Raw genomic sequence first — 26,915 nt, 5'->3', positions numbered from 1 at the left:
GCCTGCCGTGAGCTGGGCATGGACGAAGCCACCCGGCGCGATCTGATCGAGGCGCAGGCTGGCGCTGGCAAGCGTTCGACCAAGGATCTGGAAGTCGGTACCGCCAACAAGGTGCTCGACCGTCTGCTGGCCATGGGTGCCAGCCTGGGCGGACACAAGGACGGCCCGATCCGCGTCTCGCCCGAGAAGGCCGGGCTACTGTCGAAGATCGGCGCACTGCTCGCCGACCAGAAAAAGCCCTGGGCTTACGCACACGCGATCGCCAAGAACAACTTCAAGAAAGACCGGGTTGAATGGCTCCCGGTCGTGCAACTGCGCGGCATGATCGCTCAGCTTTCCAAGCAGGCCAAGGTCTGAACCCATGACACCCGAACTCCTCCTCGAGCTTTCCCGCTTGCCCATGTTCCCGCGTACGGCGGCGGATCTGTGCCGGGTCGCCGGCATGGAAGGCGCGGCGCGCATCATCAGCGCCTGGGGCGGTCAGGAGTGGCCGGTGCCGATCCGTGTCGGCGGCGTTCGTCCGCAAGGCATTCGGCGCTACGCCCACCTGTGCGAAATCGTTGGCGAGCCGGTGGCCCAGCGCATCGTCCAAGGGTGGGGCGGTAGCCGGCTGCAGGTGCCCAACCTCAAGGAAGTGCTCTGGTCGCGCAGCCAGGACCTGATCCGCGCCGAGTTTGACACCCTGACCGCGATCAACGGCTACAGCTCGCCCGAAGCCGTGTTCGAGCTGGGCATCAAATACGGTGTGACCGGCAAGGCCATTGAAAACGCATTGAAGCGGCCGGATAACGTCAAGGCCGATCCGTTAGCACAAGGCCAGTTGTTTTGAAAACGAACCGGGCGTACTATTCCCCCGCTGCCGGAGTTCCGGTGGTCGGGTTTGACAGCCCGGTATCGTTGGCGGACAGCCGCCCCAAGCGGTTTTTTTACGTCCGTCGCATGGCGCACCCGAGTTTCGGGCGGCCGTGTGGGGAGCCTTCGGGCTCGCCGGTGCCAACGACCGGTCTGTCAACCTGCACGGTCGCCCTCCCGTTTGACAGCGGGGGAGCGGTTCTTGAATCGCCCTGTTGGAGAATTGCCATGTTAAATCCCGCCTGCACGCTCGCGCCCAGCGCCGACGTTATCCCCTTCCCTCGTTTCACCGCATCCAAGCCGCGCAAAGCTCTTTCGCGTGGCCTGGCTTCGTCGCCGGAGTTTGATGCCGGCTTCGAGTTCGCCATGTCCCTCGTGCGCCACCTCAAGGCGCGCGGCCAACTTTCCACCCTCAAAGGAGCCTGACCATGAACCTGATTGACCTGCCTGCCGACGCCGTGACCCTCAAGGCGGACCATCCTGTAACGACCTCGCTGCGCGTTGCCGAGATTTTCGGCAAGCAGCACAAGAATGTTCTTCAAAATATCCGCGAGATCATGGCGCAAGTCCCTGAAAACTTTAACCGGCTCAATTTTCAGCCCGTTGAATACCTTGACGAGAAAGGGGAGTCCCGGCCGGCTTACGAGCTGACCCGCGACGGCTTCACCCTCCTGGCCATGGGCTTTACTGGGAGCGCGGCAATGGCTTTCAAGCTGGCATTCATCGAGCGCTTCAACGCCATGGAGCAGCAATTGCACAGCCGCGCCACCATTGGCATTTCCATCCCGCCCGTGCTTTCGCTAGGCGCCTATCTCGAAACCCGCGACAGCCTGCACGACTTGCGCGCCGAACTGGACGTGCTGTTCACGCAACTGGAGCAGGTCGACGTGCGTTGCAAGCCGGCCGAAATCGAGGCCATGACCGATCCAAAACTACAGGTCGGCAAGAAAGTGCACCTGGTTCGCGACCTGATAAGCACGCTTGAAGAACATGGCGTGTCGCGCGAGCTAGCTAAAGAGCTAACCGGCCACAACAGCAACACCGTTCGGCAGCATGCCTTCCAGGGGAAAAAGCAGGGCTAGCCGCAACACCACCCCATCCCCATCCCAGCCTTCCCCTTGAAGGGGAAGGAGTAAAGCCCAGGCCCGCTTCATGCGGGCTTTCTTTTGCCGGTTACGTAAGGGCTTCCCGGTGATCTAGCCTCGCCCGCGCGCGTAACCTCGGGCGCATGACTTCATCCCTCAAAACCCAAGTATCCGCCGCTGGCCTGGCGCTGATCCGCGCCGCCGAGTCCTTCTCGGCCAGGCTCTATCTCTGCCCGGCCGGCAAGCCGACCATCGGCTACGGGCACGTCGTGCGCCCCACCGATCGCGTCCCGGCCAACCTCACCAAAACGCAGGCCGAAGCCTTGATGGTGGACGACCTGCAGCCGGTGGTGATCTACCTCAACGCCGTCTTTCCCGAGCTCAACCAGAACGAATTCGACGCCCTGGCCAGCTTCTGCTTCAACTGCGGCATTGGCGCCTTCGAAAAATCCACGCTGTTCAAGCGCCTGAAAGCCGGCGACAAGCACGGCGCAGCCAGCCAGTTTGCGCGCTGGGTGCATGGTGGCGGCAAGGTATTGCCCGGCCTGGTCAAGCGCCGCGCCATCGAAGCCCGGATGTTCCTGCAGGTGCCGGCTTGAATCCATTGCTGATTGGCGGCCTGTTCGATGTCGTCGGCAAGCTGGCCGACCGCTTGTGGCCCGACCCGGCAAAGAAGGCCGAGGCGCAACTCGAACTGCTCAAAATGTCGCAAGCCGGCGAGTTCAAGCAACTCGATGCCGACCTGCAACTGGCGCTGGCGCAAAGCGAGGTCAACAAGGTAGAAGCCGCCGCTCCGGACTTTTTTACGCGCGGCTGGCGCCCTTTTATTGGCTGGGTGTGCGGCCTCGGGCTGGCTTACCAGTTCCTCCTGCGCCCACTGCTGATGGGCTTGCTGCTGCGCGACTTCCCCGAGCTGGGCATGGAAACGCTAATGACCCTGCTCTTTGGCCTGCTGGGCCTGGGCTCGCTGCGCACCACCGAAAAAATCAAGGGCGTGGCGCGATGAGCGACTTTTGCGACCGCGCCAGCGAGCGAGAACAGGAGATGCTCGCCGACGCCATGGCCGCGCATGCCCGCAAGGGCAGCGACTTCTGGCCCGTGGACGACGGCGAGCACCTTCTGTGCCGCGTCTGTGACGACTTCATCCCCGAGGCGCGCCGCCTGGTGCTGCCGGGCGTACAAACCTGTATCGACTGCCAGGCTGAGCTTGAGCTGGCGACCAAAACACGAGGCGTAAGCGCATGAACCTGCAAATTGATTTCTGGCAACTGGTCGGCATGCTGGCCGGCACCCTGGCCGCCATCGTCAGCAGCGTGATCGCCCTGGGCCGCTGGCTGGCCGCCGAATACGACCGGCGCCAGGAGCTGCGCTTTACCGAGTTCCGCTCCGCCGCCGAGACCTCGGACAAGAGCACCCTGGACATCATGCGCCGGCACGTCGACCAGGAAAGCCGTGACCGCAGCACCCTGGCCAACCACGCCGAACGCCTGGCGCGCCTGGAAGAAGCCGTTCGCCGCTCGCCCAGCCACGAGGACCTAAAGGGCGTGCATACCCGCCTCGACGGCATCGCCACCAAGACCGACACCATGCAGGGGCAACTCCCCGGCCTGATCGACAACGTCCGGCTGATTTTGAACATCCTGAAGAAAGACTGACATGCCCGGAACGACCGAACACCAGCAGCGCATCATCCTCGGTGCCGTCTACTTCGCCCCGGGCGATGCCGTGCTCTCGCGCAAGCTGCGCGACACCCTGGAAGCCATGCACGGCGTCTCGCTGTCGATGGATTCCCTGCGCGGCGAGCTGCTGCGCCTGCAAGACGTTGGCGCCGTCGACGTCAAAGGCGACATGGTGCGCTTGACCGAGTACGGCAACGACGCCTTCTTTTCCCGCATCAAGCTGCCGGGCTGGCTGTGATGGCCCACGGACCCGAATACCTCGCCGCCCTCAAATCCGGCTACCTGGCCGGGCTGGGGCTGGAGATCGCCGCCGAGAAGGCCGGCATCCCCTACGCCACGGCACGCAACTGGTACCGCAAGGCGAAGGCCGAAGGGCAGGACTGGGACAAGTTCCGCGCTGCCAACCTCAATGCCGGGCTGATCGTCGCTGGCGGCACGATGGAACAAGCCATTGGGCGCGTCGTTGCGGCCGTGATCCTCGAAGCCGAAGCCACCGTTGAGCACCTTCATGTCACCGAAGAACTCGACCCGCTAGTGCGCACCCAAGCCATTGCCAGCCTCACCGACAGCCTGAACAAAGCCGCCAACATCGCCCGTAAAGGCATGCCCGAAGCCGACAAGCTGGCGACGATCAACGAGACGATTAAAGGAGTGGCTGATTTGTTCATCCGACTACATCCCAGCGATGCCGGAAAAATGGTAGCCGTGATCGAGGCGTGGGCCGGAGGTGCGCGATGATCTCTTGGGCCGGGGCGCTTTTGGTATTTCTCGTCGCAGTGTGGCTTGGATTTCAGATAGGCCATGGCTATGCAAACATAGAGAACGCCGAAGAATGCCGCCGGCTGGGTGGTTTTTACGTGCGCAACTCGGTCTTTAAGTGCCACGAGATCGTCGACAATCCAAAGGTGGCATCTACCGATTCCATTGAGTCTATAAAATGGACCGGCAATGGCTTTCGTTAAGCGACTCACTGGCAAGGAAGCCAGTAACGACCTGGCGGCCTACGCGGCGCAGTTGCGCCAGCGCATCGAGGCCGAAGTCTCCGGCTTCTCCCCGGACCCGATCGCCCGCGCGGCGCGCATCCTCGAATCGACGGCCAGCTTCGAAGCCTTCACCAACACCTATTTCCCGCATTACGTGCGATCGCCGCACAAGTCCGAGCTGCATCGCCACCTGTTCGCCCGCCTGCCGGAGATCGTCGCCAGCGAAAAGAGCGAGACCGACGCGATTGCCGCGCCACGCGGCGAGGCCAAGTCCACGCTCGTCTCGCAACTGTTCTCACTGTGGTGCATCCTGACCGGGCGCAAGCACTTCATCGTGATCGTCATGGACAGTATCGACCAGGCGTATCCGATGCTCGAAGCGATCAAGGCCGAGCTTGAATTCAATCCGCGCCTGCTCTGTGACTTCCCCGACGTGGCCGGCGCTGGCCGGGTCTGGCAGGCCGCCACCATCGTTACCCGCAACGACTGCAAGGTGCAGGTCGCCGGTTCTGGGAAGAAACTACGCGGCTTGCGTCACGGCCCGCATCGCCCGGATCTGTGTGTGCTTGACGATATCGAGAACGACGAACAGGTACGCAACCCGGACCAGCGCGACAAGCTCCAATCCTGGCTGACCAAGACCGTGCTGCCCCTGGGCGGCGCCGGGGCCAAGTTCGACGTGGTCTATATCGGCACCATCCTGCATTACGACTCGGTGCTCAACCGCACGCTGGCCAACCCGATGTGGAAGGCCGCCAAGTTCAAAGCCTTGATCCGCTGGCCGGAGAACATGGTCTTATGGGAGCGATGGGAGGAGCTGCTGCGCAACCAGGGTGAAGCCATGGCCGACGGCTTCTACGAACTGCACCGGCCGGAGATGGAAGCCGGCGCGGTGGTCTCCTGGCTGGCCCGGCCCTTGCCGGTGCTGATGAAAATCCGCGCCCGCGATGGCCACGGCTCGTTCGACTCGGAATACCAGAACGACCCGGTCGCTGGCGACAATGCGCCGTTTGCCGGCTGCATCCACTTCTGGGTCAATCGCCTGAACGACTGGGTCTTCTACGGCGCCTGCGACCCCAGCCTGGGCAAGGCCGGCGCCAGCCGCGATCCGTCGGCGCTGCTCGTTGGCGGCTTCAACCGCCAGACCGGCGTGCTCGATGTCGTTGAAGCGCAGATCAAGAAGCGCCTGCCCGATCGCATCATCGAAGACATCATTTCCCTGCACCGCGAATACCGCTGCCTGGTGTGGGCGATTGAAACCATCCAGTTCCAGGAGTTCCTGCGCAGCGAGCTGGTCAAGCGCAGCGCGGCCGCTGGCATTCCGGTGCCGGCACGCGCCGTGCAGCCGCACACCGACAAACTGCTGCGCATCGAGACCCTGCAGCCGCACATGGCTAACAAGCTGATCCGCGTGCATTCGAGCCAGACCGCGCTGATTGATCAACTCCGCCACTTCCCCAAAGCCGACCACGACGACGGGCCGGATGCACTGCACATGCTGTGGATGCTCTGCCAGAGCGGAATCGGCCGGGTTGACGGCTTTCAATCGATATCCCGTCAGCGCCCCGGCGACGACGGCACCGTGTCACGAAGGATGTTCTGATGCCCACCGCCTCCTCCCGCATCATCGACCAGTACGGTCAGCCGATCGAGCGCTCGGCCCTCGCTGAACCGCAGACGGCACGCCTCGGTACGTTGCTGCAGCGTACGCTTGAGCCGGCGCTTGATGGCCTATCGCCGAGCCGCCTGGCCGCCGCGCTGCGTGCCGCCGATGATGGCGATCTGCTATCCCAGCACCGGCTGTTTTCCGATATGGAGGGTCGCGACGCCCACCTGGCGGCCGAAATGGGCAAGCGCAAGAATGCCTTGGTCGGCTTGGAGTGGGACGTATTGCCGCCGCGAAACGCCACGCCGGAGGAGGAAGATTCGGCGGAATGGGTCAAAGAAGTGTTGCAGGATGCGATTGATCCGCTGGAAGACCTGGCGCTGTTTCTGATGGAGGCCATCGGCCACGGCTTCGCCTGCGCCGAACTGGAATGGAAGCGGCAGGATGGCGAGTGGTTGCCGACCTACCACCCGCGTCCGCAGGAGTGGTTTCACCTGGACTGGCAGACGCGTAGCGAATTACGCCTGACCGACCTATCGGCGGACGGGCAAGCCCTGCAGCCGTTTGGCTGGGCCTGGCATGTGCCCGGCAAGGCCAAGACCGGATACATGGGGCGCATGGGGCTGTATCGTGCCGCCGTCTGGCCCTTCCTCTACAAAGCCTACGCCATTGGCGACTTCGCCGAGTTTCTTGAAACCTATGGCCTGCCAATCATTACCGGCAAGTATTTCAACGGCGCCACCGCCGAGGAAAAGGCCAGCCTGTTGCGCGCCGTCACGGCGCTGGGTCACGATGCCCGCGCCATCATGCCGCAAGAGATGAATCTGGAGATCGCCAAGATCACCAGCAGCAGCGACGACCTGCACCTGCGCATGGTCGATTGGGCTGATAAGTCGATCTCCAAGCTGATCCTGGGCGGTACGCTGACCAGCCAGGCTGACGGAAAAACCAGCACCAATGCACTGGGCAGCGTACACAATGAAGTCCGCCACGATATCCTGGTCTCCGACGCCCGGCAGATGGCGGCCACGTTAACGCGCGATCTGATCTACCCGCTGCTGGCGCTTAACAAGGGCGGTATTGAAAGCCTGCGCCGCTGCCCGCGCCTGGTGTTCGACACCGGCGAGGCCGAGGATATCGCCGTGCTGGCCGAAGCCCTGCCGAAGTTGGTGGCATGTGGCATGAAGGGCATCCCGGTCGCCTGGGTGCATGAAAAGCTGCGCATCCCGCAAGCCGATGGGGACGAGGCGGTGCTGGGAATGGCCGCCCCTGTCGATTTACCGGGAAAGCCGGCGCCGGAAGGAAGCCCGGGCCCGGAAGAAGAAGGCGAGGACGTGGCTGATGCAGAAGAGGCGACCGACCAGAAAGAAACAGCGGCTCTGTCAGCCCAGCCTGGTGTGGTGATCGACCCGTTGGCCGAAAGCCTTGATCATCTGGTGACCGCTACCGAAGCCCTAATGGGCGATCTGATCGGCACTATTGCGCGTCTGATCGACAGCGCTGCCGACCTCCCCAGGCTGCAATCTGCACTGCTGGCCGCCTACGGCCACCTCGACACCGAGCGCCTGGTCGAGCTCATGGCCGCCGCCTTCGCCTTGGCTGAGTTGAAGGGCATGAGCGATGTTCTGGACGAGGCCGGCGCGCTGTGAATTTCGGTTTCAACACGCCGTTCTACGAGCAGATTGAGTTCTTTCGCCAGAAACTTAACCTGCCGACCGAACGATGGGACGATATCAAGAAGGCCGCGCACGACCGCGCCTTCATCGTCGCCGGAGCGCAGAAGGCCGACCTGCTCGCGGATCTGAGAGGGGCGGTGGACAAAGCCATCGCGCAGGGCAAGGGGCTGGAAGTATTCCGCCGCGATTTCGCCGCCATCGTGCAAAAGCACGGCTGGACCGGCTGGACGGGCGAGGGCAGCAAAGCCGGCGAAGCCTGGCGCACCAAGGTCATCTATCAGACGAACATGGCCACCAGCTATGCGGCCGGCCGTTACCGGCAACTGACCGACCCCGAGTTTTTAACGTTGCGCCCTTACTGGCGTTACGTGCACGACGACAGCGTGATGCACCCGCGCCCCTTGCACCAGCAGTGGGGCAACGAGCGACTGACGTTGCGCTACGACCACCCCTTCTGGAAAACCCATTTCCCAATCAACGGCTGGGGCTGCCAGTGCCGGGTAACGCCGATGGCCGCGCCAATGGCGGGGGATGCGACCGAGCCGCCGCAAGGGTGGGACGTGCGTGACAGCAAGGACAATCTGCCGGGGATTGATAAAGGGTTTGACTATGCGCCGGGGACGACTTGGCATCCTGATCTAGACAAATACCCGGAGCCGTTGGCGCGCCAGATAGTTTCCGATAATTTGCGCGACGGGGTCTTCGATCGATGGGTCGAAAAGATCAACCGGCAGGTTGCCAGCGAGCTGGCGAGTGGTTCTTTTGTTGGCATGGATGCCGGGCAGGTGCTTACCGCGCTACGCACTACGCTCGGCGAGCAAGGCAGTATGCCGCTGGCGGTGATCGATGCCGAGACGCAGCAACTGCTGGAGGTGACAACGCAAACCCTTCGCATTTCTGATTATGATCTGATCAAGCAGGCGGTCAGCCGCAAAGGCGAATTCGATGCGCTGGACTATCTGCCAGTGCAATCACTTCTCGACGGAATTCCCATGGTCGCCAAGCAGGCGAATGGCCGTTATCTGATCATCCCGGATGGCCGCAAGGTGCCATTGGCGGTAATCCACCGAACGGCCGACGGAAAGGAGCTTTATTTGAAGTCGTACCGAGATGGCTACGGCCCCACAGAGCGCGCCAAAGCAAGGAAGAAAGACGAAGTGCTTCGAGATGTTGCAGAATGACCGGGGCAAGGGCTCCCTGCTACCTTGCTGTTCGGCTCCGCCTTGCGGCGTCCGTGCGGGCGGGAGGTTCACCGCAATCAACCCGGTCAGAATCATTATAGTAAACCGGAAGTCGCCTGTGAAGGGTTCCCATGTTCACCATTGAAGTCAAAGACACCGGCGTCAAGGACGCGCTTTCTGCCCTTTCAGCCAAGGTCGGCAACATGCAGCCGATCCTGCAGAGCATCGGCGAAGACATCATGGAGCGCACCAAGGCGCGCTTTGCCACCAGCACCGGGCCGGACGGTGCGCGCTGGAAGCCAAATGCACGCTCGACCATCGAAGCCTTTATCGGCAGCAAGGGCGGCTTCGGCAAGAAAGGCATCAACAAGAAGGGCCAGGGGCTGGGAATGAGCAAGAAGCCCCTGATCGGGCACTCCGGAGATCTGCGCCGCCAGTTCCACATCAGCGCCACCGCCAACTCGGTCACCGTTGGCAACAGCATGATCTATGCCGCCATCCACCAGTTCGGCGGTAAGGCCGGTCGCGGCAAGAAGGTCGCCATCCCCGCTCGCCCCTTCCTGCCGATTCGTGAAAACGGCTATCTTTACGCCGATGAGCAGGCCAGCATCCTGGATGCGATCAATGCGTATCTGGCGGGGAAGTAGCAAAACCGACATAAACGCCATCTACGGTGTTTTTGGAAGCGATTGGCGACAAGGGTATAGCAACAGTGTCCGCGTCGCCGGGTAACGGGGTTGTAACGCGGTTCTTGTGGCGTTTGTAGTTGCTTTGGTCCTAGTATGAGTCCTTGCTGTTTAAAAATAACGCAAGGGAGCGTAGGGGATGGCCAAGACTGACTCAGTTTTGAAAACTGTAAATTACCGACGCAGCTCTATGGGGCCTGACCAAACCCGTGATCTCCAGCAGATGCTTGAAGCGGCATTGGTGAAATTTCCAAAGCCTGCCGATCGCTATGAGCCGCTGAACACCCAAAGCACAGAGCTTCGTTGTATCGGGATGCACGAGGTAAGGCGGGGCTGTTTGTGCGGGTTTATGACTTCCTTTGAGAGAGGGGCGACTCAGCCTGCAATTTCAGATGACATGGTCGCATCGAGCCTTCGGCTGAGCGCATTGGCGCCGCCCGCGCCCAATAAGGGCGACGCGCAAAAGGAGTACGTTCCCGGTCTTATTTATTTCGTAGTTCATAAAAACCACGTAGCCTTTGTGACCACTCATGCCATGCGTGGTCATGCTCTGGAGCTTCATTTGAACTGGTTGCTGAAGAGCAAGTCCAGTGAGTTGAACGCAACCGTGCCATTTTCGTTGTCCGATGAGGCGCAGAAGGCTACCAAAGAGAAAATTAAGAAGTCTCACGTCAAAGCCATTTCCTTTGGTCAGCCCTTGATGGCTGAGGTAGAAGTTCCGGTAGATTGTGCCGTTTCCGCGCCAGAGGTTCAGAGGATTCAGACCCGTAAGAAAAAAGCAAGCCCCTCGTTTAAGACGGAAGGGCCTATGCTGAACTTCATTCGATCATTTTTTAGCGATCAGGGGCAGTTCGAAACACTTGGCCTTGATGAAGTATTCGACGGAAATCTAGAGGTCTGGATAGAAATACGCTACCCTAAACGCAAGCGCTCCAATCCGGAAGATGCTATTAAGCTAATGGATACCTTGGGGATTGCGCTTCGGGATGTGGAGGGAAATCAAGTCGCGCTTCGACTTAAAAATGGACACCAGGTCTCAGGCAACGATTTGAAGATTTCGGGGTCAATTGAAATTACGCTATCAGCAGAGAAGTTGCCAATTACAGATGTCCTGTTGGACCTAATGGTTTCTTGGCTCTCTGCCCAGATCAAAAACGGGGTTATTGATCCATGAGCGCATCGTGCTAAAAGCATTACGACTTTTTATGATATTTTCTATGCCTCTGCTGTTCTTCGCGGCGTGGCATGTTATGCCTGCTGTTTTGGATTCCGATGGTTTGCGATGGTTGTCAGGCATTGTCACAATTTTATGGGCGCTTGAATTCTATTTTTTCCAGCGCTTGACCGCTGTCTCTATGGTGGACGGCCTTTCGTCGAAGGAGCATGAACGGCTTATATTGCGTCTTGCATCCTTACGCAAAAGAGTGTGGTGGGTCGGCGGAATCGGTCTCTCTTGCGCCTTGTTGATATGGTTATTGGCCTCCAGCGGGCTGCCCCTGTCGTCGCCGGTATATGCAGCAATGGCTGGTATATTGTTTGGTGTCAGCCTGTCCTATTTGATTCTTATCCCCGGATGGATTGGCGAGTCTCAGCATTTTGTTGATCGGGTAAAGTACCGAGATTCAATGGCAAAGAAGCGAGATGATGCTGTAAAGGCAATGTCAGAAAGATCGTCTAACTAGCACTAATGCGATTCCCTGCCGCCCGCCGAACCCCTTCCCCCTGCTCTAAGCCCCTCGCCCCCCCGATCATGGGGGCATGCCAAGTCAAACCCGACCCGCCCTTGCCATTGCCGCCCTCAGCGTTGAGCTGAGCCTGGCCGACGGCCAACCCCCCAAAGAATTCCGCCTCTTTCCCGCCGGCCACTTCCGTGCCGCCGATGGCAGTGGCCGCCCATCGAGCCCGGCTTCCGGCTGGTTGATGAATGCCGCCTCAGCACAACGCCTGATCACTGCCGCCAGCGCTCGCCAGAACGACTACCTGCTCGATTACGAACACGCCACGCTCTCGGCTGCCAAGTCCGGCCAGAAGGCCATTGCCGCCGGCTGGTTCAAGCAGCTTGAATGGCGCGAGGGTGACGGGCTCTACGTTATCGAGCCACGCTTTACGGCCGCTGCCGCGACGCACATTGCCGCCCTGGAATACCGCTACCTGTCGCCGGTGTTCGCCTGGGACCGCGACAACGGCGAGGTGCTCGCCTTCTATCACGCCGGCCTGACCAATGACCCTGGCCTTGATGGCCTGACCGATTTTTCCGCGCTCGGGGCGCTCTTTCCAGAAACCCACCTATTAAAGGATTCCGATATGAAAGTATTGCTCGCTGCCCTCGGCTTGTCCGAGACCGCTACCGAAGACCAAGGCCTGGCTGCACTTGCGGCCATCAAGGCGCAACACGATACCTCGATCACCTCGCTGCGCTCGCAAAAGCCGGACCCGTCCGCCTATGTCGATATCCAGACCTTCAGCGCGGTGCAAGGCGAACTGGCTACCCTCAAAGCCTCCGCCCGTGCCGCCGACGTCGAGGCGCTGGTGGCTGGCGGCCTGTCCGATGGCCGCATCCTGCCTGCTGCCGAAGCCTGGGCGCGCCAATACGGGGCAAGCGACGTAGCCGGCTTGCGCACCTTCCTGGACAAAGCCCCGAAAGTCGCCGCCCTGCAGGGGATGCAAACCGGTGGCAAGCCTCCCGCCGACACCGGCGCCGATGCCCTGAATGACGACGAACTCGCCTTGTGCCGCGCCTTCGGCAACACCCCCGCTGATTTCGCCAAAACCCGCAAGGGCGAATAAGAACAAACAGGGGGTAAGCCCCAATTTGATTCCGTGTTTTTCTACTTTCCAACCAGGAGCACTCAATGTCTGCCCTTACCGCTGACCGCAACACCCCCTTCAAGGACGGCGAATCACTCGCTGTTCCGGTCGCCGCCAATGCCGTCATCTTTGCCGGCGCCCTGGTCGTGGCCAACGCTTCCGGCTTTGCCGCTCCCGGATCCACCGCTACCACGCTGACCTACCTTGGCCGCGCCGAATCTGCGGTGAATAACACCGGCGGCGCCAATGGTGACAAAGCGCTGGTGGTCCGCCGCGAGAAGGCTTTCAAGTGGGCCAATCTGGCCGGCGATCCCGTAGTGCAAGCCGACCTCGGCAAGACCTGCTACATCGTCGACGACCAGACCGTGGCCAAGACCAGCGCCACCGATACCCGGTCGATTGCCGGCAAGGTCGTGCAGGTCGACGCCGACGGCGTCTGGGTCGAGTAATCGGCCAGCCCCTTTTATCTTCTGGAGATAGCGTTATGAAATCAATGTTTAAATTCCTCGCCGTGGCGGTTTCTGCCCTGCTCGCGGTGGTTTGCCTCCCGGCCTTTGCCTCGCCTTCGCCCGGCAACGACCTGTTGCTGTTTGCCTTTGGCGGCATGATCGTCAACAAAGACACCCTCAGCAGCCTCTTTATCAGCCTCAAAACCACCTTCAACAACGCCTTTTCCACGGCGGAATCGCAGTGGCAGAAAATCGCCATGAAAGTGCCCAGCTCGACGGGGCAGAACGATTACCTGTGGCTGTCCAAGTTCCCGAAGATGAAGAAATGGATCGGCGACAAGAACGTCAAGGCGCTCGAAGCGGCGAAATACACCATCGTCAACGATGACTGGGAAGCCACCGTCGAAGTCGATCGCAACGATATCGACGATGACAATCTCGGCATCTACGGCCCACAGGCCCAGATGGCCGGCGAGTCGGCCAAGCAGTTGCCGGACGAGATCGTCGCCGACCTGGTCAACAATTCATTTGTTGCCAAGGGTTTTGATGGTCAGTATTTCTTCGATACGGACCATCTGGTCGCCGGTGCCTCGGTCTCAAACAAGGGCACCAAGGCCTTGGCCATCAGCACCGTCGCCCTGGCCATGGCCAGTTACGGCGCCTACCGCACGGCCATGAAGAAGTTCAAGGATGACGAGGGTCGCCCACTGGCCGTCGCCCCGAACATTCTGCTGGTACCGCCGGCGCTGGAAGACACTGCCAACCTGCTGATGACCACCGACCGCCTGGAAGACGGCAAGCCGAATCCGTACAAGGGCACCGCCACGGTCGTTGTCGAGCCGCGCCTGACCTCGGATACCGCCTGGTTCCTGCTCGACACCACCAAGCCGGTGAAGCCGTTCATTTACCAGGAGCGCAAAGCCCCGGTCTTTGTTCAGCAGACCGACCCGCAAGCCGCCGATGTCTTCAACCGCAAGAAATTCAAGTTCGGTGCCGAAGCACGGGCGGCGGGCGGCTACGGCTTCTGGCAGTTGGGTTTTGGTTCGGACGGTACGACCTGACACCTCCCGTAGGGGCGCGGCGTGCCGCGCCTGATCCGGGCACGGCACGCCGTGCCCCTACGCACCCCCAACGGAGAACAAGAAATGACAAAAAATACCAAGGACTCGCCAAATAGCCCGTCTACGGCCGAGGGGCAACGCCCGGGCGGAAACCTGATAGCCGTCAGCGCCAGGCAAGCCGGCTTCCGGCGTGCGGGCCGGGCCTGGTCGGTGGAACCAACGATTGTGAGTACAGACGAATTCACCCGCGAGCAGCTTATGCATCTGGCGCACGAGCCGATGCTGGCCGTTGTCCGTTGCGCGGATACCGAGGCGTAAGCCATGCCCTACGCCACCACGCAGGATTTGGTCGATCGCTTTGGCGCCACGGTCGTGGCCCAGCGGGCCGGAGGGTCGGTTGACGGGGTGGCGGTCGGCTTGGCGCTGCTCGATGCTTCGGCGGAGATCGATAGCCACTTGTCACGCCGCTACACCTTGCCTCTGGCGGCGACGCAGCCGGTATTGCTCCCGCTGTGCTGCGCCATTGCCATTTACCGCCTGTACGGAAACGTCCTGACCGAGGCGGTGCGCGATGGCTACCGGGATGCCGTGCGCCGCCTGGAGGCGATCGCCAGCGGTCAAACCGAGCTCGCGGCCGTGGCGGTCGAAGCCGGCGCCCGTGATACGAGCGTTACCTCGCCCTCTCGGGAGCGAGTCTTCAACGGGGGGTTTCAATGAACCTGGCACCCGTTCTTGCCCGGCTTAAAAGCCAGCTTACAGGGTTTGTGGTTATTGGGGGCGCGGCGGATCTTCAGTCGATCGACAATGACGCGCCACCGGCCCCGTCGTGTTTTTTGGTGATGACGTCCGAGGTGGCTGAGGATAACACGCTGCTGGGCGGCTACGAACAGCGCCTGACCATCGGCTTTTCGGTAGTGCTGGTCGTATCGAACGTGGCGGACGCTACCGGCAGTGCCGCCATGGGCGACCTTGAGGCGCTGCGCAGCCAGGTCAAGACCGCCCTGATCGGCTGGCCCCCCGAACCGGCTATCGGCGAACCGGTGCGCTATGCCGCCGGCCATCAACTGCGCTTTGACGACGGCCTGCTGTGGTGGGCCGATGAATTTCGCGTGATTACTTATTTGAGGAGTGTGTGATGCAAGGTGATCCGAGCAACAACCCTCGCCAGCCCGGCGAGCCGTCAACCAACAAACCGGCGCCGGTCGAGGCGCCTTCTGCGCCGGCCAAGCCGGCCAAGCAAACCAGCCCCGCCAAGGAGTAAGCCATGGCTACCCGCTATATCCGCAATACCGCCATCCTCGCCAAGATCGAAACGACCTACGGCACCGATGCGACCCCGACCGAAGCCGCCAACGCGCTGCTCGTCTCCAATGTCAGCATCAACCCGCTCAACGCGCAGAACGTGTCGCGCGACCTGATCCGTCCCTTCATGGGCGGCAGCGAGCAACTGGTCGGGCCGGGCAATATCGAGCTTTCATTCGATGTTGAATTCGCCGGCGCCGGCGCTGCCGGCAGCGCTCCGGCTTACGGGCCGCTGCTGCGCGCCTGCGGCTTTCTGGAAACCCTGACCGCCAGCACCCGCGCCGAATACACGCTGGTGACCCCGGTTGTCGATGCGGTATCGATCTATTATTTTTCTGATGGCGTCAAGCACGTTGCCAAGGGTTGCCGTGGCGATTTATCGATCAAGATGGGCAGCAGGGACCGCCCGTTGCTGTCGTTCAAGTTCCTCGGCCTCGATGGCGGGGTAACGGCGGCAACCCCGTCCGCCTTGACGCTGACCGGCTTCAAGACGCCGTCGGTGGTCTCCGAACTGAACTCCGGCGACGTGACCTTTGGCGCCACCTACACCGCCGCGACGCCGATCCTGACGGGCGGCACCGGCTACCCGAGCCAGGGGCTGGAGATCGCCCTGGGCAATACGGTCAATTACACCCCGCTGCTGGGTGGCGAGACGGTCGATATCAGTAACCGGGAGGTCTCCGGCAAGGTGCAGCTCGATCTGACGGCCGCTCAGGAAGTCACCTTCATGGCGAGCGTCAAAGCCAATACCCTGCAGTCCCTCGGCCTGATGCACGGCCTGGTGGCCGGCTACAAGGTGATGCTGTTCCTGCCAACGGTGCAGATGATCAACCCGGGCAAGGTCGACGTTAACGGCAAACTGATGGTCGGCTACGACCTTCGCGCCGTGCCGCTCGTGGGCAACGATGAGCTGAAGATCGTGGTGCATTGATGTTTAAACTTGAGCCCAACCCCACCTTCTTCGCCCCCGTAAGCATTCACGTTCCCGGCCAGGGGCTGGGTACATTCGAGGCCGAATTCCGCCACCTCGCCAAAGCCGAACGCGACACCTTTCACGCCGGGCTTGGCGAGACCACCAACCTGGACGCCCTGGCCGGGATCGTAACCGGCTGGCGCGGCATCGATGCGCCGTTCAGCCGGGACAACCTGGAGCGCCTGCTTGACGAGTATCAAGGCGCGGTCGATGCCCTGTTCAAGGCCTATTTCACCGAGCTTTACGGCGCCGCAGTAAAAAACTGAAAGCGGCCGTCCGCCACTGGCTCGGCGGCGGTCGTGATGATCAAGGTGAGTTGCAGGCCGCCCTGGCCGCGTTTGGCGCCAGCGCCGAAGCGATTGCGGCGGCCATCGAGCACGGGCGATGCGCGCCGTGCCCCTACGCCTTGTGGCCAGAGAACGAAGCGCCGATGAACGTGCTGATCGCCATGCGCAAGCAGCTTCGACGATCGGGAATGGATGGCCGAGTAGACGGACTGGATTACGCCGTCCTGCCCTGGGTGATGCAGCAGTTGGGCATTGCTCCCGAGGCCACCGCCAGCGTATTCGAGGCTCTGCAATGGGCCGAAGACGAGATGGTGGCCTGTTTGAATACGTAGGGGCACGGCACGCCGTGCCCCTACCTCCTCCCTGCCTTCCCGCCGAACCCTTTCCCCCTGCCATTGCTGGCCCTCTATCCGGACAATCTCGTGTAGAGGGCTTTTTCATGGGCGCTCGCAAATCAGGCGAGGAAGCAAGCGATGGCCGGAACCGACGAAGTACAGATCAAGATCAGCACCGACGCCAAGGCGGCCGTCGAGGATCTGAAAAAGGTAGAGAACGGGCTGGCTGGCGTTGGCGTGAGCGGAAAAAAAGCCAGCGAAGCGTTGAATAACGGCAAGGCCGTCATCGACCAGTACGGCATGTCGGCCAAGGCTACGGCGGCGGCCATGCGCAATGTCCCGGCGCAATTTACCGATATTGTCGTCTCCTTGCAGGCCGGCCAGTCACCGCTAACGGTGATGCTGCAGCAGGGCGGCCAGTTGAAAGACATGTTTGGCGGGGTTGGCAATGCCGCTGGCGCGCTCTCCAGCTACGTGCTCGGGCTGGTCAGCCCGTTCACCCTGGCGGCGGCGGCGGCTGGCGCGCTGGGCTTCGCTTATTACAAAGGATCGCAGGACGCCGACGCCTACAACAAGGCGATCATCATGAGTGGCAACGCCGCCGGGGTGACCGCCGATCAGTTGCAAGGGATGGCCGCCAAGGTCGCCGCCAGCACAGGCGCTTCCACGGGCGCGGCAGCGGAGGCGCTGGCCGCCTTTGCCGCCAACGGCAACGTCGGCGCCGCCAAGATGGAGCAGTTCGCTGCCGTCGCCGTGCGCATGGAGCAGGTGCTTGGCGTGGCGGTGGCCGATACCGTCAAGCAGTTCGTCGAACTCGGAAAAGACCCGGTCAAAGCCTCGGACAAGCTTAACGAAGCAACGCACTACCTGACCGAAGGCCAGCGCCTGTACATCAAGTCGCTGGTTGATCGGGGCGATATTGAAGCGGCGGCCAGCGAGGCGCAGAAGACTTTCGCCAATGCCGAGAACGTACGGCTCGACCAGTTGGTGGCAAAGCTCGGCACCGTGGAGCGGGCGTGGATCGGGCTGGTCAATTGGAAGAATGCCTTCTGGAGCGGGGTTACCGACGTAGGCCGGCCAGATACCGACGCAGTGAAGATCGCTGGCGCCCAAAGTGATCTGGCCAAGAAAAAGCTGTCGATCAAAGGCATGGACCCGGAAACCAGCCCGTACGCAAAGTGGAAGGTCGAAACGACCACCGCCGAAATCAAGGCCATGGAAACGGACCTGAAAGACCTGCTGGACGACACCCGTGCCGCAACTGAAGGGGCCAAAGCCGCTGCCGAAAAAGCTGCTGGCCAAGCTAGAACAAAAGCCGCCACGTCCTACCTTGATGACCTTTCGAACGCCCCCAAGGCGGCCAAGTTCGCTGCCGCGATCGCCAAGGAAAATACCGCCTATAAAACATCGGTAGCCGGATTGGCGACCACCGACGCGCTTTATATCGCCAGCCTGAAGGCGCACAACGAGCGCGTTACCGAGATCAACAAGTCGTTTGAAGAGAAGGGAGCCCAGGGCAAGGCCGCCGCAAAGACCGAGAGATACACCGTTGCCGCCGAAAACTCCAACATCAAATACCTTGAAGAACAGCAGAAGATCGAGCTTGACCTGCTCGAAAGCAAACACAAGAACCAGTTGCTCAGCGAGGCCGATTACCGGGCGAAGCTGGCCGCGATCTACACCGGCACGGACGATGGCATCGAGATCGAATTTGCGACCAGCCTGACCCGCCTGGCAACCTTGCGCGAGAATTCCTCCGGCGACGCCCTGCTGGCCGCCGACAAAGCCTTTACCGACCAGCTCGCCGCCTTCGACAAGTACGCAGCGGCCAAGAACCTGCGCCTGCAGGGGTCGCTGGACAATGAGGCGGGGGCCATCAAGAAAAGCGGCGAGGCGATCCGTCGGATGATTGCCGAGCAGGAGGCCAATACCGGCCAGATCAAGGAGCGCCTGGCCGAGACGCGCTTGAAGCAGGGCATGAATCCTGTGCAGGTGGCGCAGTACGACGCGCGCCAGGCGTCCGAGAAGTTTTCGGACAAAAACATTACGGCGCAGGAGTCGAAGGTAGCCTCCCTGGAAAAAGACGGCTACACGATCGACGACGCCGTGTTTCAGGATGCGCTGGCCCAGCTCGAAGCCCTGCGCGTAGCCCGCGCCCGGCTCTCCGACGAGGCGGCCATCGCTGCCGGTAATGAAGCGGCCTACGCACAGTCATTCGCCTCGGGCTGGGCCGGCGCCTACCGATCCTATGCCGACACCGCCGGTAACGCCGCCAAGACCGCCCAGGACGCCTTTGCCAGCGCAGCCAACGCCATGGAGACCGCCATCAAATCCTTCGTCAAGACCGGCAAGGTGGACTTCAAGTCGTTCGGCGACTCGGTCATCAACATGCTCATCGATATCCAGATGCAGAGCCTTAAAACCAACGTACTGGCGCCGGCCATGGGCGGCATTGGCGAATTTATCGGCAAGCTGTTCGGGACGGGGGCAAGCGCCGCCAGCGCAGGGCCGAGCGCCGTAGCCGCTGGATCGAGCGGCACCTCCTGGCTGGGGTCTGTTCCGAGCCTGAATGCTGGATACGCCAACGGCGCCGTCTTCTCGGGCTCGCCCTCCCTGCACCAGTACGCCAACACCGTGCAAACCACCCCCAAGGCCTTCACCTTCAACACCCTGCACGGCTTTGCCAACGGCGGCGTGTTCGCCGAGGCCGGCCCGGAAGCGGTCATGCCGCTAAGCCGGGATTCCTCCGGTCGCCTGGGCGTCAAGGCGCAAGGTGGCGGCTCCGCCCCCAACATCAGCCTGGTGGTCAACAACACCGTCTCCGACAAGGTCGAGACCAGCATCAAGCCGCGCATGAATAACGGCGGACTGGAGATAGAAGTGATGATTGTCCAGGCGGTCGCCAGTGACCTGCGCAACAACGGCCCCATGGCGCAAGGTATGTCCAGCACCTTCGGCCTGGCGAGGGCCATCTGATGGCTACCTTTCCAAGCTACGCCAGCCTGCTCGTCGATGGATTTTCCGTGCAGCGCGAGTCGGCGCTGCTGCGTACCGAGATGGAATCCGGCCCACCCAAGCAGGCCAAGGTGAAAAGCCGCGTCATGGTCACCCGACAAGTCACCATCCGGCTACGCAGCAAGGGCGACTACCAGAGCTTTGTCACCTGGTTCGCCGTCACGCTCAACGAAGGCGCGGCCTGGTTTTCCCTGGTCGACCCGGTCTCCGGCGCCACGGTGCAGGCGCGGTTCGCCGGCAACGGGCTGGAAGCCTCGCCGCAGCCGGGACTGGAGTCCTGGACCATCAAAAGCAAAATAGAGACTTGGGGCTAGCATGGCACGCGCCTATTCCGCCGAATTCAAATCAACGCTGGCCTCCACCGCGGCGCCCGAAGCACCGATCACGCTACTTGAAATCAACCACTCGGCACTTTCCGAGCCGGTGCGCGTGGCCAACGACAACGCCAATATCACCAGCAGCGGCGTCGAGTACATTGCCTGCCCGTTTCGCATTGCCCTGCCGGATGACTTTGAGAACCAGCTACCCAAGGCGCAACTGGCCGTCGACAACATCGGCAAGGAATTGATGTACTGGATAGAAACCAGCGGTGGCGCCAAAGGGGCCACGGCACGATTCATCCAGATCATGCGCTCGCGCCCGAACCTGATCGAGTGGGAAATCACCATGAACCTGAGCAACATCGAGGCCACGGTCACTGAGGTCACTGCCGACCTTGGCTATGAAAACATTTTCACGCGCCCGGCCATTGCCATGCGCTTTGACCCCTTCACTGCACCGGGGATCTTCTGATGGCGCACTGGAGCGAGCCCTACATCGGCCAGCCCTTCGTCCTTGGCGAAGCCGACTGCGCCCGCCTGCTCTGCCAGGTGCGCCGCGAAGTTTTCCACCTGCCCGTTCCCGACGAGTCAGAGGTTGAACGCAAGGCCTCGCGCCTTGGCCGCTGCGCGCAAATGTCAGACGGCGTCGAGGAATTCGGCACGCCGGTCACCGACCCGGTCGAAGGCGATGCCGTGCTGATGATCTGCCTTGGCAGGCCGTCGCATATCGGCGTCTTCTGCCGCGTCAATGGCGAGGATAGCGTCCTGCACGCGCTGGAAAACGTCGGCATGGTCGTCCTGCACCGCCTGCGTGACTTGCCGCGCATTCAACTGAGCGTCGAAGGGTTTTACCGATGGAAATGATCAAGATCAACGCCGTTGAAACACGCCCGCCGATGCCGCTCTCGCCCATCGCGGACGCGCTGACCGTGACCTACAGCCCGCACCCCTACCTGTCCATTGACCGGCAGGTGCTGCCCGCGCAGTGGTCCGCCGGGCGCACGGTACGCGAATACCTTGTTGCCTGCGGGGTCGATACCCACCGCGAAATCGTTATCCGCATTGATGGCCGCTTATTGACGGTTGCTGAGTGGGACACGGTCTGCCCGTCACCGGGCGACATCATCAACGTCGAGGGCGTTGTTTCCGGAAGCGGTGGCGAGGGCGGATCAAACCCGATTGCCATGATTCTGATGATTGCCGTGATGTTCGTCGCGCCACACCTCGCAGTGATGATGAACGGTGTCGGCGGATTGGCAACGGTTACGGCGGCTGGCGCACTGACAATGACCGGCACCCTTGTTGCCGGGGTCATCTCGATGGCCGGCAACATGATCATCAGCGCCCTGTTCCGGCCATCGCAGCCGTCTGCCGCTGCCGCCGTCACCGGGCAAGGCGGCGCCGAAAGCCCGACCTACAGCCTTTCAGGCGGCTCCAACCGGATGCGCCCCTACGAGCCGCTGGCCGTGCTCATGGGCAATCATCGCATCTTCCCCGACTACGGCTCCAAGCCCTACACCGAATACGAAGGCGACGACCAGTACCTCTACCAGGTGTTCAACTTCGGCATTGGCGATCTGGCGCTAAGCGACCTGCGCATTGGCGAGACGCCGCTGGCGGACTATCAGGGCGTCACCCTCACCCGCGCTGCAAATGGCGTATTGCCGGGATTCTACGGCAACGTGGACACCACTGAAGGCGCTGAACTGACCTACGCCACCGGCTGGGTCAAGCGCACCTCGGGCACGGAAACCACACGGCTGGCTGTGGATATTGCCGGGACGTTCTTTCGCTCCAATGACGAAGGCGGTATTGAAGAGCGCAGCGCGGACATCAACGTCGAGTACAGCGTCAAGGATGCGAACGCCTGGCAGTCGTTCATCCCGACCGAATACGCGCCGATCACCCATTACTGGGCCAAGGGGTACACGCAAACAACGGTCACGGAAGCCAGCCGTTACTTTTCAGTCGTCACCAGGGACTGGATAGACATCCCGAAAACGAGCGTCAGTGTCTGGGTACAGAAGGGCTTTGACCCCAACCTTTCCGCCAGCGCCCACGCCAACGGCGATGCGGCAGATTACGATTTTGGCTGGAACTACATTGCGGTCATCGCCAACTCCATGAGCGGCGACGATGGCACCAGCGCAAGCAGTACGCCGGCACTGACCTGGCAATGGGTGGCCGTCGGCGCCGATCCTCACCCTGCCTCGCCCTACAACGCCAGCACCAACACCCTGACCCTGAGCGGATCATCCACCAAGGTCCAGCGCAAAACGCTTTCACGCGAGGTTCCGTCTGGTCAGTACGACATCCGCGTGCGTCGGGCAAGCGCCGACGAGACGGATATCCGGTCGACCTCTACCGTTGGCTGGCAGGTTCTGCGCTCCTATCAAGAGGGCATTGCCGACTACACCAACCAGACCGTGCTCGGCGTCAAGATCAAAGCCTCCGGCCAGCTTAACGGCGCCTTGCAGCAACTGTCCGCGCTGGCGACACAAAGCGCCGCAGTGTGGACGGGCAGCGACTGGGCCGTGCAGGCCACCACCAACCCGGCGTGGTGGTATCTCAACTTCATTCTTGGTTACCGTGACAGCGCCGGACGCCTGCTTTACGGGTGTGGACTGACGCTATCACAGGTCGACGTCGAGGCGATCAAGGCCTGGGCGGTCTTCTGCACGGCCAACGGCCTGAGTTTTTCAGCCGTGCTCGACCGCCAGCAAAACGCCGCCGACGTCATGATGATGATCGCCCGTTGCGGTTTCGCCTCCCCAAGCTGGGCCTCGGGCAAGCTGGGCATCGTATGGGACGCTCCGAACCAGACCCCGGTCATGGCCTTTGGCATGAGCAACATCTGCAAGGGCAGTTTCGAGGTGGCCTACGTCACCGAAAGCCCTGCCGACGAGATTGTCGTCAGTTACACCAACCGCAACAACAACTGGCAGCAGGACCAGGTGCGCGTTACCGTCCCCGGCACGGTTGGTACGCCATTACGCCCAAGCACGATGGACCTGATGGGCTGTACGACCAACCTGATGGCCGCCAAGTTTGCCAACGCCATGGCCGCGCAGCAGGTTTATCGCCGCCGCATGGTGACCTGGGAAACCGATTTCGAGGGCTTTGTGTGCCAGCGCGGCGATGTCGTTATTCTGTCGCACGATTTAACGCAGTGGGGCTACTCCGGGCGCCTGGTCGAAGTGGACGGAGGCGTGCTGACACTGGACCGTGCCGTCCCGCGCTCCGGTTCGACCGATCACCTGATGCTGCAAGCCCCCGACGGCAGCACGCAGATGATTAACGTCGCCGCAGGGGAGGGTGAAGTCGTAACCCTGACCCTGCCGTCCGAGTACCTCCTGCAAACAGGCTACCCGGCTGTCGACCACAAGTGGTACTTCTCGCCGTTGCCGACCCCTGGCAAGAAGGTAAAGATCGTCTCCGTCCAGCCCTTGTCCGAGTCACGCATCCGCTTGATCGCCACCGACGAGGATGCTGAGTATTACGCCGCCTGGGACGGCGTATTCACGGCGCCTGCCGTGCAAACGCGGCTGCTTCAGAATGGCGTGGCCGTCAGTAACCTGAAGCTGACCCTGTACCAGATCGTCATCGACAATTTCCAGGTCAACCGCGTGACCGCGATCTGGAGCCAGCGCGGCGAGACGCAGTCCTGCATCGTCCGGGCGTGGCTGGATGGTGTGCTGTTCAACACCTGGAGCGGCGTCGTTGGCGCGTCGCTGGATATCGACCTGGCCGCACTCGGTGGCACCCTGTCCGTTGAGGTGACCCCGGTCGGGCCGTCTGGCAACGGCGTCTCGGTCACCGCCTCGTTACTGCTCTCGCTGCTCCCCGCCCCGACTGCGCCCACGGTCACCGCGACCCCGGCGCTGTTTGCCATTGACGTAACCTGGCAATTCGGCGATGCGCGGCAGGACATCAAACACACCGAACTCTGGTTTTCAACGACCAATAATCGCAGTGCCGCCACGCGCATCATGAGCGAGCCCTTCCCTGGCAACCAGTACGTGCATATTGGCATGGAGCCGGGTGCCGGTGGCTACTACTGGGCACGCGTGGCAGATACGCGTGGCAACCTGTCCGAGTGGTCTTCCTCGATCAACGCCGGGGTGTATGCTACGGTCAGCACCGACCCGTCGGATTTGCTGCTGCAACTGCAAAACGCCCTCGGTATGCCGCAGATGGCCGCAGATCTGGCCGAACCGATTGCGCTGATACCGGGCCTCGTTATAGATATTCATGGCATCCCGGCAATTGGTGAAATCCCTGCAATTCCAGGAATACTCAGCAATATCGCGGTGATCCCCTCGATCATCAGCGATGTCTCGGACATCGCCGACATCACGATCCCCGCGCTGATAGCGGATCAGGACAGCAAGAACAAGCGGATGGTCGAAGCCGCTACGAAGCTCGACCGCGCCTCCGGCGACCTGTCAGAAGCCTTGTTACGCGCTACGGTGGCCCTGCAAGAAAATCGGGACACGATGACCGACGCCGGGATCGTTATTGATCCTGCTACCGGGAACGTCACCATTTCCGCGCTCGATCAAGCGGCAAATCATTTGAGCGCCGTTTCGATTCGGGTCAATGCCGCAGAAGCGAGCATTACACAGAAGGCGTCCTACCTTGACGTCAACATGGCCATCGCCGCCGCACAACTAAGCCCTTCAGAACTTGCCGCGCTTGACGGTCTTAACCTGCGTATGAGCGATGCTGAGACGACGGTCAGCGCCTTGACGGGTTCAATCACAAGCAAAGCGTCAACGCTGACCGTCGAGAATCAGGAGGCTCGGCTTGTCACTGCGGAAAATGACATTGATTCGCTCGAAGGGCAGATCACGAACAAGGTCGAAACCTCCGTATTCAACACCCTCGGGTCACGGGTAAGCACGGCGGAAACATCGCTCACAACACTAAATGGCTCCGGGATCATTCAGTCTGTCTCCGACATTCGGCGAATCAATGCCGAAGCAGGAGAAGATGCGGAAACCAATCTTAGAAACACGCTGGCACAACAGGCCGAAACAGACACGCGAGCGATTGTTTTAGCGACAGCCAAGCAAGAGTTACTAGCCACTGTTCATGACGGCTTGAGCGCCGAATCTGTTGCACGCACTACCCTTGCAACGCAACTTGCCAGCGCTTCCGCTGATATTGTTTCGGAAATGCTGACGCGATCCAATGCGGATAGTGCGTTATCCAGCGCGATAATCACCCTGCAATCAACAGTTGCTGGCAATACGGCATTGATTCAGACGGAACAAACAGCGAGGGCGGCGGCTGACAGTGCTGAAGCCAACGCACGCACAACCCTTGCTGCAAAAGTGGCAGGCGATATTTCTGCCGCAGTTCAGGTCGAACAAACAGCGAGGGCGGGTGTTGCGGAAACGGTAGCGTCGATGAACACGGAGGTACGCGCCGAGTTCATAGCTGACGCAACATCGAGCCTGCAAAATACGCTGGCACAGCAACAGGGAGTAGACGCGCTTCAAACTACGATTGCCGCCGCAAAAGAGGAAATTACCGCCAGCCTTAATAATGGAATTTCCTCAGAAATTACAGCACGTTTAACGCTCGAAGCTAAGGTCGGGGAAGACCGGGCTGCGTTTCAGGAGGAGGTTATTGCGCGGGTTAACTCCGACTACGCAGAGGTGATCGCAAGAGAGACAATGCAAGCCGATTTGATGACAGCGGATGCCGCTCTGTCGGCGGCGGTTCAAGCCGAATCATTCGCACGTGTTTCAGCCATCGCTGCTGAAGCCAACGCCAGAACCACTCTCGCCACTAAATTTGCTGAAGACATTGCTTCTGCCGTTCAAACAGTAGCAACGTCGCGGTCGGACGCAGTGGGTGCCGTTGCCTCTTACGTGACCGCTGTTGAGGCAAAGTCAGGGGACGATGCCGCAACGAGCTTGACTAACACACTCGCTCAACAGGACGAGATTACCGCACGCATAAATACGGTAGCCGCAGCAAGACAAGAGTTAACGGCAACGATCAACGAAGGCATTTCGTCCGAGGTCATCTCACGGCTCCTGCTTTCCGCAGAAGTTGCAAAAAACACGGCGGCAATCGAAGTTGAGCAAATAACTCGGGCCGATACCGCGTCCGCAGAGGCGTCGTATAAAGCCACGATTCTTGCCAAGATCGACGCCGACATTTCGGCTGCAATACAGGCGGAATCATTTGCCAGAGTTAATGCTGATAGTGCCGAGGCAATTGCACGGACAAATCTTGAATCAAAGGTTGGAGATAACCTGGCAAGTGCATTGACCGAGTATTACACCAAGACCACTGCGGACGAGGCGATTGCCAGTAGCACCAATCAGGTGCAGGCACGGCTGGATACCGGCGATTATTCCGTCGTCAAAACAAGTTCGGAAACCAGTGCCGGAAAGTTGGGAGACATCGAAGCCAAGTGGAGCGTCAAGACGCAAACCATGTCTGATGGCGTTCTTGCTGCTGCCGGTATCGAGTTGCTTTCCGGCGCACCGGGTCAATCCACCTTTGCGGTACTCGCTGACAAATTCCTGATTTACGCGCCCAGTGGCACAGGGGTTCCAAAGCAAGTGCTGTCGCTCGGTACGGTCAACGCCGTTACCGCG

Annotated in this window: 31 protein-coding genes; all 31 read left to right on the top strand. The window is 61.1% G+C overall.

What is annotated here, in order from left to right; translation table 11 throughout:
* Positions 1 to 357 (top strand): phage protein GemA/Gp16 family protein (locus tag ACOYNV_RS16170; protein ID WP_422900824.1); only part of this gene is annotated, 357 nt, incomplete at its 5' end.
* Positions 358 to 361: 4 nt separating this feature from the next.
* Entirely contained in the window at positions 362 to 829 is a 468-nt protein-coding gene (locus tag ACOYNV_RS16165; protein WP_422900823.1) for a Mor transcription activator family protein, read from the top strand.
* 251 nt (positions 830 to 1,080) lie between these two features.
* The gene (locus tag ACOYNV_RS16160; RefSeq protein ID WP_422900822.1) at positions 1,081 to 1,278 is read left to right on the top strand and encodes a hypothetical protein; all 198 of its coding nucleotides are present in this window, start codon (positions 1,081 to 1,083) and stop codon (positions 1,276 to 1,278) included.
* 2 nt (positions 1,279 to 1,280) lie between these two features.
* Entirely contained in the window at positions 1,281 to 1,934 is a 654-nt protein-coding gene (locus ACOYNV_RS16155) for a Rha family transcriptional regulator (RefSeq protein WP_422900821.1), read from the top strand.
* Positions 1,935 to 2,080: 146 nt separating this feature from the next.
* Complete coding sequence (locus ACOYNV_RS16150; RefSeq protein ID WP_422900820.1) at positions 2,081 to 2,536, top strand: lysozyme; 456 nt, start codon at positions 2,081 to 2,083, stop codon at positions 2,534 to 2,536.
* Positions 2,533 to 2,943, top strand: a complete 411-nt coding sequence (locus ACOYNV_RS16145; protein WP_422900819.1) for a holin family protein — start codon at positions 2,533 to 2,535, stop codon at positions 2,941 to 2,943. Before ACOYNV_RS16150 ends, ACOYNV_RS16145 begins: the two co-directional genes overlap by 4 nt.
* Positions 2,940 to 3,182, top strand: coding sequence for a TraR/DksA C4-type zinc finger protein (locus tag ACOYNV_RS16140; RefSeq protein WP_422900818.1), 243 nt, complete (start codon positions 2,940 to 2,942; stop codon positions 3,180 to 3,182). The genes ACOYNV_RS16145 and ACOYNV_RS16140 overlap by 4 nt, the downstream gene beginning before the upstream one ends.
* On the top strand, positions 3,179 to 3,592 hold the full coding sequence (locus ACOYNV_RS16135) for a hypothetical protein (protein WP_422900817.1): 414 nt from the start codon (positions 3,179 to 3,181) through the stop codon (positions 3,590 to 3,592). The genes ACOYNV_RS16140 and ACOYNV_RS16135 overlap by 4 nt, the downstream gene beginning before the upstream one ends.
* Before the next feature lies 1 nt (position 3,593).
* The gene (locus ACOYNV_RS16130; RefSeq protein ID WP_422900816.1) at positions 3,594 to 3,854 is read left to right on the top strand and encodes a hypothetical protein; all 261 of its coding nucleotides are present in this window, start codon (positions 3,594 to 3,596) and stop codon (positions 3,852 to 3,854) included.
* Positions 3,854 to 4,354 (top strand): DUF1804 family protein, encoded by a 501-nt coding sequence (locus ACOYNV_RS16125; protein ID WP_422900815.1) that lies wholly within the window; start codon positions 3,854 to 3,856, stop codon positions 4,352 to 4,354. The genes ACOYNV_RS16130 and ACOYNV_RS16125 overlap by 1 nt, the downstream gene beginning before the upstream one ends.
* Positions 4,355 to 4,564: 210 nt before the next feature.
* A complete protein-coding gene (terL, locus tag ACOYNV_RS16120) occupies positions 4,565 to 6,202 on the top strand; it encodes a phage terminase large subunit (RefSeq protein WP_422900814.1) in 1,638 nt (545 codons plus the stop codon).
* Positions 6,202 to 7,854, top strand: a complete 1,653-nt coding sequence (locus ACOYNV_RS16115; RefSeq protein WP_422900813.1) for a DUF935 domain-containing protein — start codon at positions 6,202 to 6,204, stop codon at positions 7,852 to 7,854. Before terL ends, ACOYNV_RS16115 begins: the two co-directional genes overlap by 1 nt.
* Complete coding sequence (locus ACOYNV_RS16110; RefSeq protein ID WP_422900812.1) at positions 7,851 to 9,062, top strand: phage minor head protein; 1,212 nt, start codon at positions 7,851 to 7,853, stop codon at positions 9,060 to 9,062. The genes ACOYNV_RS16115 and ACOYNV_RS16110 overlap by 4 nt, the downstream gene beginning before the upstream one ends.
* Positions 9,063 to 9,193: 131 nt before the next feature.
* Entirely contained in the window at positions 9,194 to 9,709 is a 516-nt protein-coding gene (locus tag ACOYNV_RS16105; protein ID WP_422900811.1) for a phage virion morphogenesis protein, read from the top strand.
* 178 nt (positions 9,710 to 9,887) lie between these two features.
* Positions 9,888 to 10,922 carry a hypothetical protein gene (locus tag ACOYNV_RS16100; RefSeq protein WP_422900810.1) on the top strand — a complete coding sequence of 345 codons (1,035 nt, stop codon included), beginning with the start codon at positions 9,888 to 9,890 and terminating at the stop codon, positions 10,920 to 10,922.
* A 7-nt stretch (positions 10,923 to 10,929) separates the two neighbouring features.
* Positions 10,930 to 11,430 carry a hypothetical protein gene (locus ACOYNV_RS16095; protein ID WP_422900809.1) on the top strand — a complete coding sequence of 167 codons (501 nt, stop codon included), beginning with the start codon at positions 10,930 to 10,932 and terminating at the stop codon, positions 11,428 to 11,430.
* Between the two features lie 76 nt (positions 11,431 to 11,506).
* Positions 11,507 to 12,535, top strand: a complete 1,029-nt coding sequence (locus tag ACOYNV_RS16090) for a phage protease (protein ID WP_422900808.1) — start codon at positions 11,507 to 11,509, stop codon at positions 12,533 to 12,535.
* A 65-nt stretch (positions 12,536 to 12,600) separates the two neighbouring features.
* Positions 12,601 to 13,005, top strand: coding sequence for a hypothetical protein (locus ACOYNV_RS16085; protein WP_422900807.1), 405 nt, complete (start codon positions 12,601 to 12,603; stop codon positions 13,003 to 13,005).
* A 35-nt stretch (positions 13,006 to 13,040) separates the two neighbouring features.
* Positions 13,041 to 14,066 (top strand): Mu-like prophage major head subunit gpT family protein, encoded by a 1,026-nt coding sequence (locus ACOYNV_RS16080; RefSeq protein WP_422900806.1) that lies wholly within the window; start codon positions 13,041 to 13,043, stop codon positions 14,064 to 14,066.
* Positions 14,067 to 14,150: 84 nt separating this feature from the next.
* Positions 14,151 to 14,384 (top strand): hypothetical protein, encoded by a 234-nt coding sequence (locus ACOYNV_RS16075; RefSeq protein ID WP_422900805.1) that lies wholly within the window; start codon positions 14,151 to 14,153, stop codon positions 14,382 to 14,384.
* A 3-nt stretch (positions 14,385 to 14,387) separates the two neighbouring features.
* Positions 14,388 to 14,783 carry a gp436 family protein gene (locus tag ACOYNV_RS16070; RefSeq protein ID WP_422900804.1) on the top strand — a complete coding sequence of 132 codons (396 nt, stop codon included), beginning with the start codon at positions 14,388 to 14,390 and terminating at the stop codon, positions 14,781 to 14,783.
* On the top strand, positions 14,780 to 15,202 hold the full coding sequence (locus ACOYNV_RS16065; protein ID WP_422900803.1) for a phage tail terminator protein: 423 nt from the start codon (positions 14,780 to 14,782) through the stop codon (positions 15,200 to 15,202). The genes ACOYNV_RS16070 and ACOYNV_RS16065 overlap by 4 nt, the downstream gene beginning before the upstream one ends.
* Complete coding sequence (locus ACOYNV_RS16060; RefSeq protein WP_422900802.1) at positions 15,202 to 15,327, top strand: hypothetical protein; 126 nt, start codon at positions 15,202 to 15,204, stop codon at positions 15,325 to 15,327. The genes ACOYNV_RS16065 and ACOYNV_RS16060 overlap by 1 nt, the downstream gene beginning before the upstream one ends.
* Before the next feature lie 3 nt (positions 15,328 to 15,330).
* Entirely contained in the window at positions 15,331 to 16,299 is a 969-nt protein-coding gene (locus tag ACOYNV_RS16055) for a phage tail tube protein (protein WP_422900801.1), read from the top strand.
* Positions 16,299 to 16,607, top strand: coding sequence for a phage tail assembly chaperone (locus ACOYNV_RS16050; RefSeq protein WP_422900800.1), 309 nt, complete (start codon positions 16,299 to 16,301; stop codon positions 16,605 to 16,607). Before ACOYNV_RS16055 ends, ACOYNV_RS16050 begins: the two co-directional genes overlap by 1 nt.
* A 50-nt stretch (positions 16,608 to 16,657) precedes the next feature.
* Positions 16,658 to 16,960 (top strand): DUF1799 domain-containing protein, encoded by a 303-nt coding sequence (locus tag ACOYNV_RS16045; protein ID WP_422900799.1) that lies wholly within the window; start codon positions 16,658 to 16,660, stop codon positions 16,958 to 16,960.
* A gap of 141 nt (positions 16,961 to 17,101) precedes the next feature.
* Positions 17,102 to 19,939, top strand: coding sequence for a phage tail length tape measure family protein (locus tag ACOYNV_RS16040; RefSeq protein ID WP_422900798.1), 2,838 nt, complete (start codon positions 17,102 to 17,104; stop codon positions 19,937 to 19,939).
* Positions 19,939 to 20,292 carry a hypothetical protein gene (locus tag ACOYNV_RS16035; RefSeq protein WP_422900797.1) on the top strand — a complete coding sequence of 118 codons (354 nt, stop codon included), beginning with the start codon at positions 19,939 to 19,941 and terminating at the stop codon, positions 20,290 to 20,292. Before ACOYNV_RS16040 ends, ACOYNV_RS16035 begins: the two co-directional genes overlap by 1 nt.
* Position 20,293: 1 nt before the next feature.
* Positions 20,294 to 20,770, top strand: coding sequence for a DUF1833 family protein (locus ACOYNV_RS16030; RefSeq protein ID WP_422900796.1), 477 nt, complete (start codon positions 20,294 to 20,296; stop codon positions 20,768 to 20,770).
* Positions 20,770 to 21,162, top strand: coding sequence for a hypothetical protein (locus ACOYNV_RS16025; RefSeq protein WP_422900795.1), 393 nt, complete (start codon positions 20,770 to 20,772; stop codon positions 21,160 to 21,162). Before ACOYNV_RS16030 ends, ACOYNV_RS16025 begins: the two co-directional genes overlap by 1 nt.
* Positions 21,153 to 26,915 (top strand): host specificity factor TipJ family phage tail protein (locus ACOYNV_RS16020; RefSeq protein WP_422900794.1); only part of this gene is annotated, 5,763 nt, incomplete at its 3' end. The genes ACOYNV_RS16025 and ACOYNV_RS16020, both read left to right, overlap by 10 nt.

The organism is Propionivibrio sp., from assembly GCF_049316945.1.
Lineage (GTDB): Bacteria > Pseudomonadota > Gammaproteobacteria > Burkholderiales > Rhodocyclaceae > Propionivibrio.
The sequence above is the reverse complement of the archived record's forward strand: the minus strand, read 5'-3'. Positions and strand labels throughout refer to the sequence as shown.